Annotated in this window: 16 protein-coding genes; 1 reads left to right on the top strand and 15 read right to left on the bottom strand. The window is 62.7% G+C overall.

Annotation, left to right across the window (positions count from 1 at the left end; all coding sequences use genetic code 11):
- Positions 1-6: 6 nt before the first annotated feature.
- The 15 genes from OK352_RS15420 to hrcA form a co-directional block, all read right to left on the bottom strand.
- The gene (locus OK352_RS15420; RefSeq protein WP_265142388.1) at positions 7-828 is read right to left on the bottom strand and encodes an isoprenyl transferase; all 822 of its coding nucleotides are present in this window, start codon (positions 826-828) and stop codon (positions 7-9) included.
- On the bottom strand, positions 825-1,565 hold the full coding sequence (gene recO, locus OK352_RS15425) for a DNA repair protein RecO (protein ID WP_265142389.1): 741 nt from the start codon (positions 1,563-1,565) through the stop codon (positions 825-827). Before recO ends, OK352_RS15420 begins: the two co-directional genes overlap by 4 nt.
- Positions 1,566-1,695: 130 nt before the next feature.
- On the bottom strand, positions 1,696-3,462 hold the full coding sequence (gene leuA, locus OK352_RS15430; RefSeq protein ID WP_265142390.1) for a 2-isopropylmalate synthase: 1,767 nt from the start codon (positions 3,460-3,462) through the stop codon (positions 1,696-1,698).
- A 158-nt stretch (positions 3,463-3,620) separates the two neighbouring features.
- A complete protein-coding gene (locus tag OK352_RS15435; protein ID WP_265142391.1) occupies positions 3,621-5,000 on the bottom strand; it encodes an ABC transporter permease in 1,380 nt (459 codons plus the stop codon).
- Positions 4,997-5,758 carry an ABC transporter ATP-binding protein gene (locus tag OK352_RS15440; protein ID WP_265142392.1) on the bottom strand — a complete coding sequence of 254 codons (762 nt, stop codon included), beginning with the start codon at positions 5,756-5,758 and terminating at the stop codon, positions 4,997-4,999. Before OK352_RS15440 ends, OK352_RS15435 begins: the two co-directional genes overlap by 4 nt.
- 75 nt (positions 5,759-5,833) lie before the next feature.
- The gene (locus OK352_RS15445; RefSeq protein WP_265142393.1) at positions 5,834-6,499 is read right to left on the bottom strand and encodes a response regulator; all 666 of its coding nucleotides are present in this window, start codon (positions 6,497-6,499) and stop codon (positions 5,834-5,836) included.
- Between the two features lie 21 nt (positions 6,500-6,520).
- Complete coding sequence (locus OK352_RS15450) at positions 6,521-7,693, bottom strand: sensor histidine kinase (RefSeq protein ID WP_265142394.1); 1,173 nt, start codon at positions 7,691-7,693, stop codon at positions 6,521-6,523.
- Between the two features lie 99 nt (positions 7,694-7,792).
- Positions 7,793-8,698, bottom strand: coding sequence for a GTPase Era (gene era / locus OK352_RS15455; RefSeq protein ID WP_265142395.1), 906 nt, complete (start codon positions 8,696-8,698; stop codon positions 7,793-7,795).
- Positions 8,695-9,987 carry a hemolysin family protein gene (locus OK352_RS15460; protein ID WP_265142396.1) on the bottom strand — a complete coding sequence of 431 codons (1,293 nt, stop codon included), beginning with the start codon at positions 9,985-9,987 and terminating at the stop codon, positions 8,695-8,697. The genes era and OK352_RS15460 overlap by 4 nt, the downstream gene beginning before the upstream one ends.
- The gene (gene ybeY, locus OK352_RS15465; protein WP_265142397.1) at positions 9,988-10,452 is read right to left on the bottom strand and encodes an rRNA maturation RNase YbeY; all 465 of its coding nucleotides are present in this window, start codon (positions 10,450-10,452) and stop codon (positions 9,988-9,990) included.
- Positions 10,449-11,489: a PhoH family protein gene (locus OK352_RS15470; RefSeq protein ID WP_265142544.1), complete on the bottom strand. Its 1,041-nt coding sequence runs from the start codon at positions 11,487-11,489 to the stop codon at positions 10,449-10,451. The genes ybeY and OK352_RS15470 overlap by 4 nt, the downstream gene beginning before the upstream one ends.
- 34 nt (positions 11,490-11,523) lie before the next feature.
- On the bottom strand, positions 11,524-11,880 hold the full coding sequence (locus OK352_RS15475; RefSeq protein ID WP_265142398.1) for a histidine triad nucleotide-binding protein: 357 nt from the start codon (positions 11,878-11,880) through the stop codon (positions 11,524-11,526).
- A 39-nt stretch (positions 11,881-11,919) separates the two neighbouring features.
- Complete coding sequence (locus OK352_RS15480; RefSeq protein WP_265142399.1) at positions 11,920-12,648, bottom strand: 16S rRNA (uracil(1498)-N(3))-methyltransferase; 729 nt, start codon at positions 12,646-12,648, stop codon at positions 11,920-11,922.
- 1 nt (position 12,649) lies between these two features.
- Positions 12,650-13,753, bottom strand: a complete 1,104-nt coding sequence (gene dnaJ, locus OK352_RS15485) for a molecular chaperone DnaJ (RefSeq protein ID WP_265142400.1) — start codon at positions 13,751-13,753, stop codon at positions 12,650-12,652.
- Between the two features lie 84 nt (positions 13,754-13,837).
- Positions 13,838-14,863 (bottom strand): heat-inducible transcriptional repressor HrcA, encoded by a 1,026-nt coding sequence (gene hrcA / locus OK352_RS15490; RefSeq protein ID WP_265142401.1) that lies wholly within the window; start codon positions 14,861-14,863, stop codon positions 13,838-13,840.
- A 176-nt stretch (positions 14,864-15,039) separates the two neighbouring features.
- Here hrcA and OK352_RS15495 point away from each other — a divergent pair, with 176 nt between their 5' ends.
- A complete protein-coding gene (locus OK352_RS15495; protein WP_265142402.1) occupies positions 15,040-15,738 on the top strand; it encodes a DUF4870 domain-containing protein in 699 nt (232 codons plus the stop codon).
- The last annotated feature ends 1 nt before the right edge of the window (position 15,739 follow it).

A 15,739-nucleotide genomic window follows, 5' to 3' on the forward strand; every position in this document is an offset into this window, starting at 1 on the left:
GCCCCGTCAGCGCCCTTCCTGCGCCTCGGACGTCGGAGTGTCAACAGCTCCCCCGAACCGACGATCCCTGCTCACATAGAGGCTCACAGCTTCCCAGAGATCGGTGCGAGTGAAATCGGGCCAGAGTGTGTCGAGGAAGACCATTTCGGCGTATGCACTCTGCCAGAGCATGAAGTTGCTTGTGCGCTGCTCACCCGAACTGCGCACAAACAGGTCTACGGGCGGTGTCTCGGGAACGTAGAGGCGCGAGGCGATCGTGCGCTCGTTGATTCCACCGGGCTTCAGCCTGCCCGCCGCGACGTCGCGAGCGATCGAGCGAACAGCATCCGTGACTTCGGTTCGACCTCCATAGTTGACACACATCGTCAGGGTGAGGACGGAATTGTCGGCCGTGAGTCGCTCAGCGTACTGGAGTTCTTTGATGACGGAAGCCCAGAGCCGAGGCCTGCGCCCGGCCCAGCGGATTCGCACACCCCACTCGTTCAGCTGGTCACGCCGTCGATGAAGCACGGCACGATTGAAGCCCATGAGAAAGCGCACTTCCTCAGGCGACCGCGCCCAGTTCTCCGTCGAGAACGCGTACACGCTGATGTGGCGGATGCCCATCTGAATGGCACCGGCAACAACATCCAGAAGTGCCGCCTCGCCGGCCTTGTGACCTTCGATGCGGGTCATCCCCCGCTTGTTCGCCCATCGACCGTTGCCATCCATCACGATGGCGACATGCTTCGGCAGCGCCTTCGCCGGCAGCTCGGGAGGATAGATTCCTGTCCAGTCGACGGGGCGATAGGGCACGGCGTCGGCGTGCGTATACGGCTTGGGTGTCACTGTTGTCTTTCCGGTGTCGAACTGAGATGTGCGTACGAGCGCAGGCCGCGCTCGAGGTGCCATTGCACGTATGCGGCGACAAGTCCGCTCGCGCGTGACCGTACTCGCTCGTCGGCGGCATCCACCAACTGCCAGTCGCCCGCAAGGAGCGAACCGAGAAGCTCACGGGTCGGTTCTTCGATTCGGGGACTGCCCGTCGGAGCGCAATCGGGGCAGACGACTCCGCCCATCTGCACAACCATCGTCGCGTGCGGGCCCGGTTGCTGGCAGCGCGCGCAATCAACAAAACTCGGTGCCCACCCCGCAAGCGACAGCGCTCGCAACAGGTAGGAGTCCAGCGTCATCGCCGGCACGTGCTCCCCGCGGGATAGAGATCGCAATGCCCCGAGCAGCAGCAGATACTGCTGGTGATTGGAATCCGATTCAGTGAGTTTGTCCGCCGTCTCGACCATGACATTCGCTGCCGTATAACTGTCATAGTCGGCGGCGATCAGCTGCCCGTACGAACCGAGCGAATCGGCCTGCGTGATGGTGTCGAGGCTGCGCCCCTCGTAAAGCTGGAGGTCGGCGACCATGAACGGTTCCAGTCGCGAACCGAATCGGGACGACGTGCGGCGGATCCCCTTCGCGACGGCGCGCACCTTCCCGTGCTGACGAGTCAGCAGGGTCACGATGCGGTCGGCCTCGCCCAACTTGTGGGTGCGCAGCACAACGCCTTCATCTCGGTATAACGGCACACCTGATTATCTCGCGTTCAGCTGGGTGGTCGCCCCGCGACATCGCTTCTGGCCGAAACGAAAGGGCGGATGCTGTGGGACACCGACACATGTCGGTGTCCCACAGCATCCGCCCTGCCGAACTGATTCGTTACGCTGAGACGGTGACGAGCGCGGGATCCTCAACCACTGATCGCAAGCCGCGGTTAATCGCCGAAACGATCGCCTTGAGCGAGGCCACCGAAATGTCGCCATCAACTCCGACGCCCCAGAGACGAGTCTCGCCGACCTGCAGCTCAACGTACGCCGCCGCGGCGGCGTCTCCGCTGGCACCGAGCGTGTGCTCCACGTAGTCGTAGAGCGTCACATCCACGCCGTGGTCGTTCATGACGGTGAGGAACGCGGCAATCGGGCCATTGCCCTGCGCCGTATGGTGATCGATTGTCTCGCCGTCTCGGATGGCCACGTCGATCTCGACGCCGCCATCAACATTGCTCGTGGTGCGCAGCCCCGTCAGCTCAAACCGACCCCACTTCGCCCCGTCGGCATCGGACGGCAGATACTCGTCCTGGAAGATCCGCCAGATCTGCTCACTCGTGACCTCGCCACCGTCGGAATCTGTCTTTCCCTGCACGACCGATGAGAACTCGATCTGCAGGCGCCGAGGCAGCTCGAGGCCGTGATCGGACTTCAGCAGATAAGAGACTCCGCCCTTGCCCGACTGGGAGTTGACGCGGATGACGGCTTCGTACGAGCGTCCGAGATCTTTCGGATCGACCGGCAGATACGGAACGGCCCACGTCAGATCCTCCGTGGACACGCCTGCGGCAGCAGCATCCGCCGCCATCGCCTCGAAGCCCTTCTTGATCGCGTCCTGATGCGATCCGCTGAACGCCGTGAACACCAGATCCCCCGACCAAGGGCTGCGCTCATGCACGGACAGCTGATTGCAGTATTCAGCGGTGCGCTTGATCTCGTCGATGTCGCTGAAGTCGATCTGTGGGTCGATGCCCTGAGTGAACAGGTTGACACCGAGCGCAACGAGATCGACGTTGCCCGTCCGCTCTCCGTTGCCGAACAGGCATCCTTCGATACGATCCGCCCCGGCCATGTAACCGAGCTCGGCAGCGGCGATTCCCGTCCCCCTGTCGTTGTGAGGGTGCAGAGAGAGGATGACGTTTTCACGGTGATTCAGATTCCGGTTCATCCACTCGATGGAGTCCGCATAGACGTTCGGGGTGGCCATCTCGACAGTAGCCGGCAGGTTGATGATCACCTTGCGCTCGGGCGTGGGGTCGAGGACCTCGAGCACCTGGTTGCAGATCTCTGCGGCAAACTCGAGCTCCGTGCCGGTATAGCTCTCCGGCGAGTACTCGTAGTAGACCGTTGTGCCGGGAACTGTGCTCTCCATCTGCTTGCAGAGCCGGGCACCGTTCAAGGCGATATCGATGATGCCCTGCTTGTCTGAGCGGAACACGACGTCACGCTGCAGGACGCTCGTGGAGTTGTAGATGTGCACGATGGCCTGTTTCGACCCGGCGATCGCCTCGTAAGTGCGGCGGATGAGGTGCTCGCGGCACTGCGTGAGGACCTGGATCGTCACGTCATCCGGGATCGCCTGTTCATCGATGAGCGACCGCACGAAGTCGAAGTCGGTTTGACTCGCGCTGGGGAATCCGACCTCGATCTCCTTGTAGCCCATCCGCACGAGCATGTCGAACATGACGCGCTTGCGCTCGGGGCTCATCGGATCGATGAGAGCCTGGTTACCGTCACGCAGGTCAACAGCGCACCACCGCGGCGCGCTCGTGATCCGGGCATTCGGCCAGGTGCGGTCGGGCAGATCAACCGCGATCTGCTCGTGAAACGGCCGATACTTGTGTGTCGGCATCGGCGATGGCTTCTGGTTGTTCTTCATTGCGTCACTACTCCTCGCGAATCTATTTCAGCCGACGACGAACTCCGCGACGAGAAGGGCTCGAACTTAAGCCTCGTCGCGGCAGCTAAGGAGAAGCGCGGTAGAGAACACGTTTTCAGCATAACACCGTCGACGCTGTCTGAGAATCGCAGTAGAGATCACGCTACAGCGAGTGCCGCGATGGGGCTGCCGCGCAGCACACGTCGCGTGGGCATGATCGCCGCGCCAATACACAGTGCGACGGTGGCCACGGGCACCGCGATGAGCAGCCAGAGCGGGACCACCGGTACCACGAACTGACCTCCCGGAATCGAGCCGAGAAGCGCCATTGCCCCGCTCCAGCCATAGCCGATCCCGAGGGCGAACCCCACGATCACTGCCGACACACCCATTGTCATGCTCTCCGTGAGTATCATCACTCGGACCTGTCGGCCCGTCAGACCGATGGACCTGAGAAGGCCGAGCTCGCGGCGGCGCTGCAGGACAGACTGCGACAACGTGTTGACGAGGCCGACGGCAGCTATCAGGGCAGAGAAACCGAACAGCAGAGAGAACACCACGATCGAGAAGGACAGCGCCGAGTCGGAATCAGCATAGAGATCAGGAAACGCCGATTGCGCACCGAACAGCACATCGTAATAGGTCTCCATCGCCACGGAGAACATCACGATGAGGGTCACCCCGATTACAACCCCGATGACGGCCCGGCTGCTCCGACCCGGTTCGCGCACCGCGTTCGCCGCAGCAAGACGTGTGGCCGCCCCCATCGTGAAAAGGCTACCGACCGCCCGAAGAACAGCAGGCAAAAATCGATCAGCGCACAGAATCACTCCCCCGAACGACAGCATCCCTCCGGGCACGGCCACGGGAAGCCCCCACGGCGTCTCTCGGCCGATAACGATCCCGAGAACGAGACACCCGATCCCCACGATGATGAGCACGATGCCGAGAGGGGCCCGCGAACGCGGCTCGGTCAGACCAACGGCAGCCGCACCCGCAGCTTCAACCGGGGCAACCCCCAGCACAGCGCGTGAACCCGTGAGGACGGCAACAGCGCAGACCGCGATCGTTGCGATGACCGGTGCGAGAAGCTGAGCAGAGAACAGATTATAGGGCTTGGACGGCAGCGCTCCAATGTTCACGGCGATCAGCACAGTCAGTGCTCCGACAGCAGCCACGATGGCCGCGCCAAATGTGCTGCTGATCGACGCGGTGAACAATCCTGAGCGCACAAACCCACGGCGGATGCTGCGCGTCTCGGCTCCGAGCAGGCGCAGGCGGGCGATGTCGATCGTGCGGCCGGCGATCACCGTTCGCACGGTGTTCGACGTCACGATCGCACCGACGAAGACGGCGATCGCGAAGAATGTGGCGGCGACGACCGTCAGAGCGACCTTCATGCGTTCATGAGTGGCGACATCGTATTCCCCGAGCACATGAACCAACACAGCGGCTCCCTGAAGTAGCGCGACCCCGAATCCGGAGGACAGCGCGGCGACAAGGCCGGTGGAGCGCAGGTCTCGACGCGTGAGAATCATCGCACTGCCTCACGCCGCAGCATCGCCGCGGAGATATCCTCCGCCGAGGACGGGCCCCGATCGTCGACAACGCGTCCGTCGGCCAAGGAGACGATGCGCGTTGCCCAGCTCGCGGCGATCGGATCGTGCGTCACCATGGCCACCGTCTGGCCGAGTTCTCGAGAGGTCTTGGTGAGGAGAGTGAGAACGTCATGTCCGCTTGCCGAATCGAGGTTTCCTGTCGGTTCGTCGGCGAACACCACATTCGGCCGTGTTGCGAGAGCCCGCGCGATGGCGACGCGCTGCTGCTGCCCTCCGCTGAGCTCGCTCGGCCGGTGTGCAAGCCGGTCAGAGAGGCCAAGGAGGTCGATGAGCTCAGCAACGTGCCGTCGCTCACCAGCTGAGGGTCGGCGACCATCCAGGTCGAACGGCAGAAGGATGTTCGCCTCTGCATCGAGCGTGGGTACGAGATTGAACGCTTGGAAAATGAAGCCGATGCGGCGCCTGCGCATTATGGTGAGCGCCGAGTCGCCGAGAGTCGTGATCTCGTCGTCTCCAAGCCATACCTGACCGGTATCAGCGGTGTCGAGTCCAGCCAGGACATGCATGAGTGTGGACTTTCCCGAACCGCTCGGCCCCATGATCGCCGTGAACTCTCCCCGCCGGAGGCCGAGCGTCACATCGTCGAGAGCGCGCACACGCCCTTCACCGTGACCGTAGCTTTTGCTGACGCCGACAACACGGGCGACAAGGCCCATGTCAGATGTTGAAATCTTCATGTTCTCAACGCTATGGACGGCGAGAGTCGGAGGCGTCAACCCGTAGGATGACCTGCGTCGATCATGAGATGGAGATCAGCTGGCGATGCCGTGTTCATACGCGTAGATCACCAGCTGCACGCGATCACGCGCGCCGAGTTTGCTGAGAACCCGGCTGACGTGGGTCTTCACCGTCGCTTCGCTGAGGTACTCCTTCTGAGCGATCTCGGAGTTGCTCAGACCCGCGGCCGCAAGTCGGAATATGTGCTTTTCACGATCGGTGAGCGCAGCGAACTCGATCGGGTCTCTATGCACCGCGGAATGTCCCAGCTGCGCAAGGAGCGTCTTCGTCGCGCCCGGGGCGATCACGGCACTCCCCGAGTGCACTGATCGGATGGCGGCGAGCAGAAACTCCGGCTGAGAATCTTTGAGGAGAAAACCGCTTGCCCCGATGCGCAAGGCACGTGCTGCACCCTCATCGAGCTCGAAGGTGGTGAGGACGATAATGCGGGGCGGGGTCCGGCCGGCGGCATCGGCTTCGGCAAGGATGCGCTCTGTCGCCTCGATCCCGTCGAGGGCCGGCATACGCACGTCCATCAGGATCACGTCGGGTCTCGCGGTTCGAGCCAGTTCAATGCCTTGGTGACCATTCTCGGCTTCACCCGCGAATTCTAGGTCGGATTGCGAATCGATCAGCATCCGGATGCCGGCGCGGAACAGTGACTGATCGTCGACGAGGGCGACGGAAATGGTCTCGGGCATCAGACGGTGACCTCACTCAACTCAGGCTGCGGGGAGTCGTGCATGGACGCGGAATCTTCCGATGGCGGAAGCGTCGATATCGAGCGTACCGCCCGCAAGGGCCGCACGCTCTTTCATCCCGGGAAGACCGTGCCCTCGCGCGAGACCGCCCGGCTCGGACGCACCAGCTGGAGCTGTGGCATTCTCAATGATGAGTTCAACGCCGTCAGCGTCTCCTTTGACAATCGCGTCGACATCGACCGTTCGGTCGCTGTGATGCAAGGCATTGGTCAGGGCCTCCTGCATGATGCGATAGGCGGCGATCTGCCTGCCCGTGGGCAGATCAGGGGGCGTACCGATGAGCGTGTACCTCACAGACAGTCCTGCCGTGCGCATCCTCTCCACAAGGGCGTCAATGTCGGCGAGTCCCGGTTGGGGACCGGCATCCTGCTCATGTCGCAACTCGCTCAGTAGCAGCCGAACATCGCCGAGAGCGTGACGAGCCGTGTCGGAGACCGTCTCGAGAGTACCCGCGAGCGCTTCGGCGTCGCCCTTGTGCACGTACCGGGCACCGTCGGCCTGCGCGACGACGACGGCGAGTGAGTGTGCAACGACGTCGTGCATGTCGCGCGCGATTCTGCCTCTTTCGTGCTCGATAGCCGTGGCCTGTTCGGCGAGCACTTGCGCTTGCTGCGCGCGGAAGCGATCGTATCCGGCCTGCCGTGCGGCATCAGCGGTCCGCATCAGCTGACCAAGTGTCCAGGACAGCCCGAGAACGAGAACACCGACGATCGATCCCATAATCGTGGCGAAAGAGACGATTGAGATCGACGTCAAGTCGCGAGGAAGCTGTGAGTTCGTCAAAAGAACCGTGTAGGCGGATGCGACCACTCCGCCGAAGATCGCAGAGCCGAGTCCGTACCAGCGCACCCAGCCCTGCCCGTACCGAGCCGTGGCGTAGAGAACAATGGGTATGGCGATGTTGTACGCATTCGGTGTCGCCCCCGAGACCATTTGAACGATGGCGGCCAGCCAAGCGACGGACAGCGAGAGTGCGGGCGATGTCCGCCGCAGGACGAGAGCACCGCCAATCGCCAGTAGCACCCACGGCTCAGCGGCCCCGCCGTGCATCGCGAACGGGAGGGCCAGGAGGCAGATGAAGGCTCCAATGACGCCATCGACAGCGTATTGACGTGGCAGGAGCGGGCGAATCATGCGCTCAACAGTAGTGCGCCGGCGTCGCTGAGGCGATCGATTTCGACCGCGCTCATCCTCACGTTGTGCGAAATCATCCGCGAGTTGCATGATGGCTGATCAGAACCCGAGCCGACCCAGCTGTTTCGGATCTCGTTGCCAATCACGAGCCACCTTGACCCGGAGCGAAAGGAACACTCGAGAGCCGACGAGCGGCTCGATCTGCGCCCGAGCGCGCTCTCCCACGTCGCGGAGGCGGGATCCGTGCTTGCCGATCACGATCGCTTTCTGACTGTCGCGTTCCACGAAGAGATTTGCAAAGACATCGACGATCTCCTTGTCGTCACGCTTGCTCACATCGTCGATCGTGACAGCGAGAGAATGCGGAAGCTCGTCACGCACGCCCTCGAGCGCAGCTTCGCGAATGTACTCGGCAATGCGATCTTCGAGCGACTCATCGGTGACCCGTTCGTCTGGATAGAGCTTCGGCGATTCTGGAAGCAACATGATGAGCTGATCGGTGAGGATGTCGAGTTGAATGCCCTCGGTGCTTGACACGGGAATGATCTCGTCCCATTCCCTCAGCTGTGACACGGCGAACAGCTGATCAGCGACCCGGGCCTTCGGCACGGCATCAATCTTGGTGACGATCGCGACTTTGCGCGCTCGAGGGAACGCATCGAGTTGATCATTGATGTAACGGTCCCCTGGTCCGATCTTCTCCCCCGCCGGTACGCACATGCCGATGATGTCCATGTCGCTGAGCGTCGACTGGACCAGATCGTTGAGCCGTTCACCGAGCAGGGTCCGGGGCCGATGCACCCCGGGGGTGTCGACGATGATGAGCTGGCCGTTGGGCGCCGTGATGATGCCGCGAATCGCCTTGCGCGTTGTCTGCGGTTTCTCACTCGTGATCGCCACCTTCGTGCCGACCAGCGCATTCATCAGCGTCGATTTCCCGACGTTGGGTCTGCCGACGAACGAGACGAAGCCCGCCCGATAGTTGCTCGCGCCTGTGCCGCTCATGCTCGCTCCTGTTCCTCTGAACGGTCCGAACCGGCATCCGTTTCTCGTGTCACGATGATGGTACTGATCTCGCCCTGTCTGCCCCGCGTTCGCTCGGCAATCATCCGGAGACCGTGCGTGGTCGCTGTGTCACCCGACTCGGGCAGCCTGTCCAGGGACTTCGCCAAGAGCCCGCCTGCCGAATCCACGTCGTCGTCCTCGATGTCGAGATCGAAGAGATCCCCCAGTTCGTCGAGCGAGAGTCGTGAGCTGACGCGGAATCGCGCGTCGTCAAGGCGTTCGACGTCCTCCGGCTCATGATCGTATTCGTCGGCGATGTCGCCGATCAGCTCTTCAATCAGATCCTCGAGCGTGACGAGGCCCGCTATGCCGCCATACTCATCGACGACCATCGCCAGGTGGTTCGACTCTACCTGCATCTGCTGAAGCAGATCATCGACCTTCTTCGACTCAGGCACGAACAGTGCGGGCCGGGTCAGTTCAAGCGCGCTGCCCTGCTGCGCGTCATCATCGCGTTCGTAGACGACGCGCGCCAGATCTTTGAGGTAAAGGATGCCGAGCACCTCATCAACATCGTCGGAGATGACGGGCGCGCGTGAGATGCCCGTTCCGAGAAATACGCCGAGGGCGTCGACAACCGTGGTCTCGTGATCGATGCTCACCATGTCCGTGCGCGGGATCATCACCTCCCGAACATACGTGTCGTTGAACTCGAAGATCGAGTGGATGAGCTCGCGGTCGTCTTCTTCGAGAACACTCATTTCAGTGGCCTCGTCGACCATGCTCAAGAGCTGCTCTTCTGACGAGAACGAGATCTCGCGCGGGACGCCGGGTGTGACGCGATTTCCGAACGCCATCAACGCATGCGCGACGGGTCCGAGAAGCACACGCACGAAGTGGATGAGCGGTGCCGTGAGATGCAGAAGCGTATCGGCGTGATTGCGCCCAAAGCTGCGGGGGCTGGCCCCGACGAGGACGAACGACACGATCGTCATGATGAATGCCGACACGAGCAGGGCGAGCCACAGCTGCGGGAACAGTTCGGCGAACACCAGCGTCACGAGCACCGCAGCGGTCGTTTCAGCGAAGATGCGCATGAAGTTGATCGAGTTCATGTGCGCGCCGGGATCGATGGCGACGGCTTCCAGAGCACGCGGTCGCCGAGCACGTTCCGCGAGCTCCTGAATATCGCTGCGCGACTTGACCCCGATCGCGGCATCCGTCGCTGTCATGAGCCCCGCGAAAGCGATGAGCGCGAGCGCTGCGCACACGAAGACAATCAGGAGCACTTAGGCCCCATGTCGGTCGATGGTCGCGAACGAGAGCAGAATGTCTCGTTGGATGCCGAACATCTCGCGCTCTTCGTCCGGCTCGGCGTGGTCGAAGCCCAGCAGATGCAGAATGCCGTGCGTGGTCAGAAGAAGCAGTTCGTCCAATGTCGAATGCTTTGCCGCTTCGGCCTGGAGCTCGGCCACCTGCGGGCACAGGACGATGTCGCCGAGCAGCCCGGGAGCAGCGGGGTTCTCCTCGGTTCCCGGGCGCAGCTCGTCCATCGGGAAGCTCAAGACGTCGGTCGGCCCGGGTTCATCCATCCACTGCACATGCAGCTGCTCCATCGCTCCTTCGTCGACGAGAACAATGTTGAGCTCGGCTTCAGTGCTGACGTGCATGGCACCCAGCGCGTGATTGGCGAGACGCAACAGAGCGCCTTCATCGACGCTGACCGCCGATTCGTTATTGATCTCGATGCTCACGATGTGAACCCTCCGGGTCGGCGTCTATCGTCTCGGGACGATCTGCCGCGACGTTCTGCCCTGTTAGCAAATTCGCGGGCCTGATCGCGCTCGAATCGCTCAGCCTGCTGGCGCTGATCGTACTCGCTGTACGCGTCCACGATCTGCCCGACCAGCGTGTGACGCACGACGTCGTCACTGGTCAGTCGGCAAAACTCAATGTCATCGATGCCGTTCAGCACACGCGTGACCAGGCGAAGGCCGGATGCTGCGCCGGGAAGATCCACCTGCGTGATGTCACCTGTGACAACCATTTTCGAGTTGAAACCCAACCTTGTCAGGAACATCTTCATCTGCTCTGGCGTTGTGTTCTGCGCTTCGTCCAGCACCACGAATGAGTCATTCAGCGTGCGTCCCCGCATATACGCGAGCGGGGCGACCTCGATCGTACCCGCCGCGAGTAGACGCGGCACTAGCTCCGGGTCCATCATTTCATTGAGCGCATCGTAGAGGGGGCGCAGATACGGATCGATCTTGTCGGTCAGCGTTCCGGGAAGGAATCCGAGACGCTCCCCTGCCTCGATTGCCGGTCGCGAGAGGATGATCCTGGTGACCTCTTTGCGCTGCAGTGCCTGCACAGCCTTCGCCATAGCCAGGTAGGTCTTGCCTGTCCCGGCCGGGCCGATGCCGAAGACCACGGTGTTCTCGTCGATGGCGTCGACATACTGCTTCTGGCCGGCAGTCTTCGGGCGGATCGTCTTTCCGCGGGCCTGCAGAATCGTCTGTCCGAGGATGTCGGACGGCGTGTGGCTGCCTTCGTCGAGTAGCCGTGATGACGTCGTCACGTCTGATTGCGCGAGATCCTGCCCGTTTCGCACGAGGACGAGAAGCTGCTCGATCAGCTCACGTGTGGCAGCGACGGATTCCGTCGGACCGGTGAGTGTGATCTTATTGCCGCGGACATGCACGCTGACATCAGGATGCTCGTGCTCGATGCGCGTCAGCAGGCGATCCTGCGGGCCGAGGAGCTGCACCATGGCGATGCCGTCGATGTGCATCTCGGCGGAGGTCGGTGCCCCGGATTCGGGCTGGTCAGCGTCCGACAAGTGACCCCTCTCCGAGATCTCCGGCAAGAATATGCGCGTGCACGTGAAAGACGGTCTGCCCCGCCTGTTCTCCGCTGTTGAAGATGAGACGGTACTGTCCGCTGGAGCGGTCGTCAGCGATCTGCTGAGCCATGCCGACGAGATCGGCGAGCAGCTGCGGGTCGCCCGAAGCCAGCTCACTCACCGTCGCGTAGCGTTCGGTCTTGGGCACGACGAGAACGTGCACCTGCGCCTGCGGGTTGATGTCTTCAAAGGCGATCAGCGCGTCGGTTTCAGCAACGATCGTCGCCGGAATCTCACGCGCGACGATGCGGCTGAAAATACTCGGGGTCGTCTCAGTCATGTCTCCATCCTACGGAATCACCGAGCGAGTCGTGCGCGCTCACCACAGGCCTGTCATGACGTTGAGTACGGCCAGCGATGCGGCTCCCGCTGACGAGGTGCGCAAAACGGTGGGGCCGAGACGCACGCGCTCGGCACCGGCATTGGCAAATATCTTGAACTCACGTTCCTCGATTCCCCCTTCCGGACCGACGACGATTGTGATCGCGCGGTCGTCGAGATGGATGCTGCTGAGAGACGTGTCAGCCTGCGGGTCGAGCACCAGCATCCGGCTGTCTGCAGCGCGATCGGCGAGGTCCGCCGTGGTCGCAGCGGTCTCGACGACGGGAATGTGGGCCCGCAACGACTGCTTTGACGCTTCACGAGCGATCGTCTGCCACCGCTGCACGCCCTTCGCAGCCTTGGCGGCATCCCAGCGGGAGACGCTCCGCGCAGCCTGCCACGGAATCACTCCGGTCACTCCGAGCTCGGTGCACATCTGCACAGCCCGCTCATCGCGGTCACCTTTCGCGAGTGCCTGTGCGAGATGGACGCGGGGCGTCCGTGGGCTGTGGCTGTCTACGCTCTCCGCCGTGACGACCACTTCACCCGGTCGAGCAGATTCCACGACGCCGGTCACGAGCAGGCCTCTCCCGTTGCCGACCATCACGTGTTCGCCCGGCCGCACACGGCTGACGGACACCGCGTGCTTGGCTTCCGCGCCTCCCAGGGCCAGGAGGTCGCCTGGTGTCGCGTGCTCCAAGTGATCGTCGAGGTAGAGGGTGCTCACATCAGCTCACGAAGCGGTCGCGGAGTTTCGCAAAGAGTCCCTGCTGGAAGTGCGCAAGCTGAGGCGCGGGTTCTCGGCGCCGCTCGGAGAAGGAGCGGATGAGATCGCGCTCCTTGTGATCGAGTTTCGTCGGGGTGACAACCTGCACTCCTACGCGCAAGTCGCCGCGGTTGCTGCTACGCAAAGCCGTGATGCCGCGTCCCTTGATCACGAGAACGTCGCCGCTTTGAACGCCGGGACGCACCTCAAGTTCGACATCGCCGTCTAGAGCGTTGATCGTGCTGGTGGTTCCCAGGATCGCGTCGGCCATGGAGACTTCGAGGGTGCAGAGGATGTCGTCGCCGTTGCGGCTGAAGACATCGTCGTGACGCACCTTGATCTCGAGGTAGAGATCGCCCGATGGTCCGCCGCCTGGGCCGACCTCACCGCTGCCCGGCATCTGAAGCCGCAGGCCGGTGTCTACGCCCGACGGAATGTCCACGGACACAGTGCGGCGGGCGCGAACCCGGCCCTGACCCTGGCAGGTCACACACGGGTTGGGAATGACTGTCCCGTATCCCCGGCAGGTTCCGCAGGGGCTGGCGGTGACGACGTTGCCGAGCAGTGAGCGCACCGTGCGCTGCACCTGCCCGGTGCCGTGGCAGATGTCACAGGTGACGGGAGACGTGCCCGGCTGGCAGCAGGAGCCCTCACACGTCTCGCACAGCACCGCGGTGTCGACGTCGATCTGCTTCGTGCTGCCGAACATCACGTCGATCAGGTCTACCTCGATGCGAAGCAGGGCGTCTTCCCCGCGTTCCTGGCGAGAGCGCGGCCCTCTGCCACCTCCGCCTCCTCCGCCGAAGAATGAATCGAAGATGTCGCCGAAACCGCCAAAGCCCCCGGCGGAGCCAAACGGGTTGCGCCCGCCCGCGTCGTATTCGGCGCGCTGCCGTGGGTCGCTGAGAACGTCGTAGGCGTGCGTGACGTTCTTGAACGTGTCAGCGGCTTCCGGGCTCGGGTTGACGTCAGGATGCAGCTGACGCGCGAGCTTCCTGTACGCCTTCTTGATCTCATCGGCCGACGCGTCGCGCGACACGCCGAGTGTTTCGTAGTGGTCAGCCACTCGTGGCCTTTCCTCGTCGTACGCCGGTCGGGCTCGTCCGGCGAATCTGCAGTTCTGTGCGCCGAGCCGCGCACCTGGAGTGTGTCACTCGACTCCGAGGAGCCGTGTGAGGTACCGGGCGACGGCGCGCACGGCCGTGATGTTGCCCGCGTAGTCCATTCTCGTCGGTCCCAGGACTCCGAGGCGGGCGATTTCGCCAGCAGAGGAACGGTAGCCGCTCGTCACGATACTCGTCTCATCAAGGCCGAATGGGGCGTTTTCACGCCCGATGCTGGCCGAGACGTCGAGCTGATCCACCTGCATCTCGCCGAAGAGCCTGAGCAGCACCACTTGCTGTTCGAGTGCCTCAAGGACGGGAAAGATGCTGCCGGAGAAGTCTTCTTCAGTACGAGCGAGGTTGGCAGCGCCCGCCATGACAAGACGATCCTCGCGGTAATGGCTCAGGACCTCGAGGACGACCTCGCGCACAGAGGCGAGGACATCGTTCGTCGTGTCTGCGGGCTCGACAGCCTCGCATTCTGCCAGCGCTGCGGCTGCGGCCGTGACGGTGCGTGTGGACACCTCGTCATTCAGCCGCGTTTTGATGCGTGAGATCTCATCGTCGTCCAGCGGATGCCGCGACTCCACGAGTCGCTGATCCACGCGGCCGTTGTCGATGATCACGACGACGAGCAACGTGGTGGGGCCAACAGACACGAGCTCGATGTGGCGTACCGACGCGCGTGCAAACGACGGGTACTGCACGAGTGCTACTTGATTGGTGATTTGAGAGAGCAGTCGAACCGTCCGGGCCAGAAGATCGTCAAGATCGGCCGAGGGCTCAAGGAACATCTCGATGGCCCGTCGCTGAGCCTGGGACAGGGGACGCTTGTCCCTGAGCTGGTCGACGAAGAGCCGATACCCCTTGTCGGTGGGCACTCGACCGGACGACGTGTGCGGAGCGACGATCAGCTGTTCTTCTTCAAGCTGGGCCATGTCGTTGCGGATCGTAGCTGCTGACACACCGAACTGGTGACGATCCACGATCGATTTGGAACCGACGGGCTCGCGTGACGAGACGTAGTCGGCAACGATCGCTCGCAGCACGTCGAGGCTGCGTTCGGAAACCATGGTGCACGACTCCTTCCTGGCACTCCGAGCTTCTGAGTGCCAATCTTAGTCGGTGACAAAGCGGCGCGGATAATTGCAGCGTTCACGGCGTATCTGTAGGTTTACTCATAAGTCTTGCGAAGGACTTGACACGAGCGTTCGCCAGCCAGCGAACTCACTAAGCGAAAGGCGAAGCAATGACTGACCCCAATGCATCACAGCCGGCTGATCCCAATCAGCCGCCACCCCCGCATGGCCAGCCATCTCAGACACCCCCACCACAGCAGCCGCAATACGGTCAGCAGCAGCCACCGCAGCAGCCACAGCAGCCGCAGTATGGGCAGCAGCCACCCCAGCAGCCGGGGTACGGCCAGCAGGCTCCGCAGCCGGGGTACGGCCAGCAGCCTGAGTATGGGCAGCAGCCACCTCAGCAGCCGGGGTACGGCCAGCAGCCCGGGCAGCAGCCGTACGGACAGCCGCAGTACGCGCAGGCTCCCGGGGCGCAGCCGCTATCCCCGCAGGATGACAAGACGTGGGCGATGTGGTCGCACTTTGGTGGCGTGCTCAGCATTCTGCCTTCGTTGATCATCTACCTTGTGTTCAAGGATCGTGGCCCGTTTGTCCGTCAGGAGGCCAAAGAGGCTCTGAACTGGCAAATTACGATTCTCATCGTGATGATCGCGTGGGGAATCGTGACGGGGATCCTCAGTGGCATCATCGTCGCGTCGATGATCGCCGGAGGAAGCTTCGCAGCGTTGACGGGCGTTTCGGCGCTGTTCACGCTTCTGGCGTGGCTCCCGTACATCCTCAACTTGATCTTCTCGATCGTGGGAGGCGTCAAGGTCAAGGGTGGGCAGCCGTACCGCTACCCGGTCAACTTCCGCTTCATCAAGTAGG

It is taken from the genome of Microbacterium sp. MPKO10 (assembly GCF_026107415.2).
Classification (GTDB): domain Bacteria; phylum Actinomycetota; class Actinomycetes; order Actinomycetales; family Microbacteriaceae; genus Paramicrobacterium.

Coding starts and splice junctions, on each gene's coding strand:
- era (WP_265142395.1), bottom strand. CDS start 8,698: ATGAGCGGCACAGGCGCGAGCAACTATCGGGCGGGCTTCGTCTCGTTC.
- OK352_RS15440 (WP_265142392.1), bottom strand. CDS start 5,758: ATGAAGATTTCAACATCTGACATGGGCCTTGTCGCCCGTGTTGTCGGC.
- OK352_RS15470 (WP_265142544.1), bottom strand. CDS start 11,489: ATGCACATCGACGGCATCGCCATGGTGCAGCTCCTCGGCCCGCAGGAT.
- hrcA (WP_265142401.1), bottom strand. CDS start 14,863: ATGGTTTCCGAACGCAGCCTCGACGTGCTGCGAGCGATCGTTGCCGAC.
- OK352_RS15475 (WP_265142398.1), bottom strand. CDS start 11,880: ATGACTGAGACGACCCCGAGTATTTTCAGCCGCATCGTCGCGCGTGAG.
- OK352_RS15445 (WP_265142393.1), bottom strand. CDS start 6,499: ATGCCCGAGACCATTTCCGTCGCCCTCGTCGACGATCAGTCACTGTTC.
- OK352_RS15495 (WP_265142402.1), top strand. CDS start 15,040: ATGACTGACCCCAATGCATCACAGCCGGCTGATCCCAATCAGCCGCCA.
- leuA (WP_265142390.1), bottom strand. CDS start 3,462: ATGAAGAACAACCAGAAGCCATCGCCGATGCCGACACACAAGTATCGG.
- OK352_RS15435 (WP_265142391.1), bottom strand. CDS start 5,000: ATGATTCTCACGCGTCGAGACCTGCGCTCCACCGGCCTTGTCGCCGCG.
- OK352_RS15450 (WP_265142394.1), bottom strand. CDS start 7,693: ATGATTCGCCCGCTCCTGCCACGTCAATACGCTGTCGATGGCGTCATT.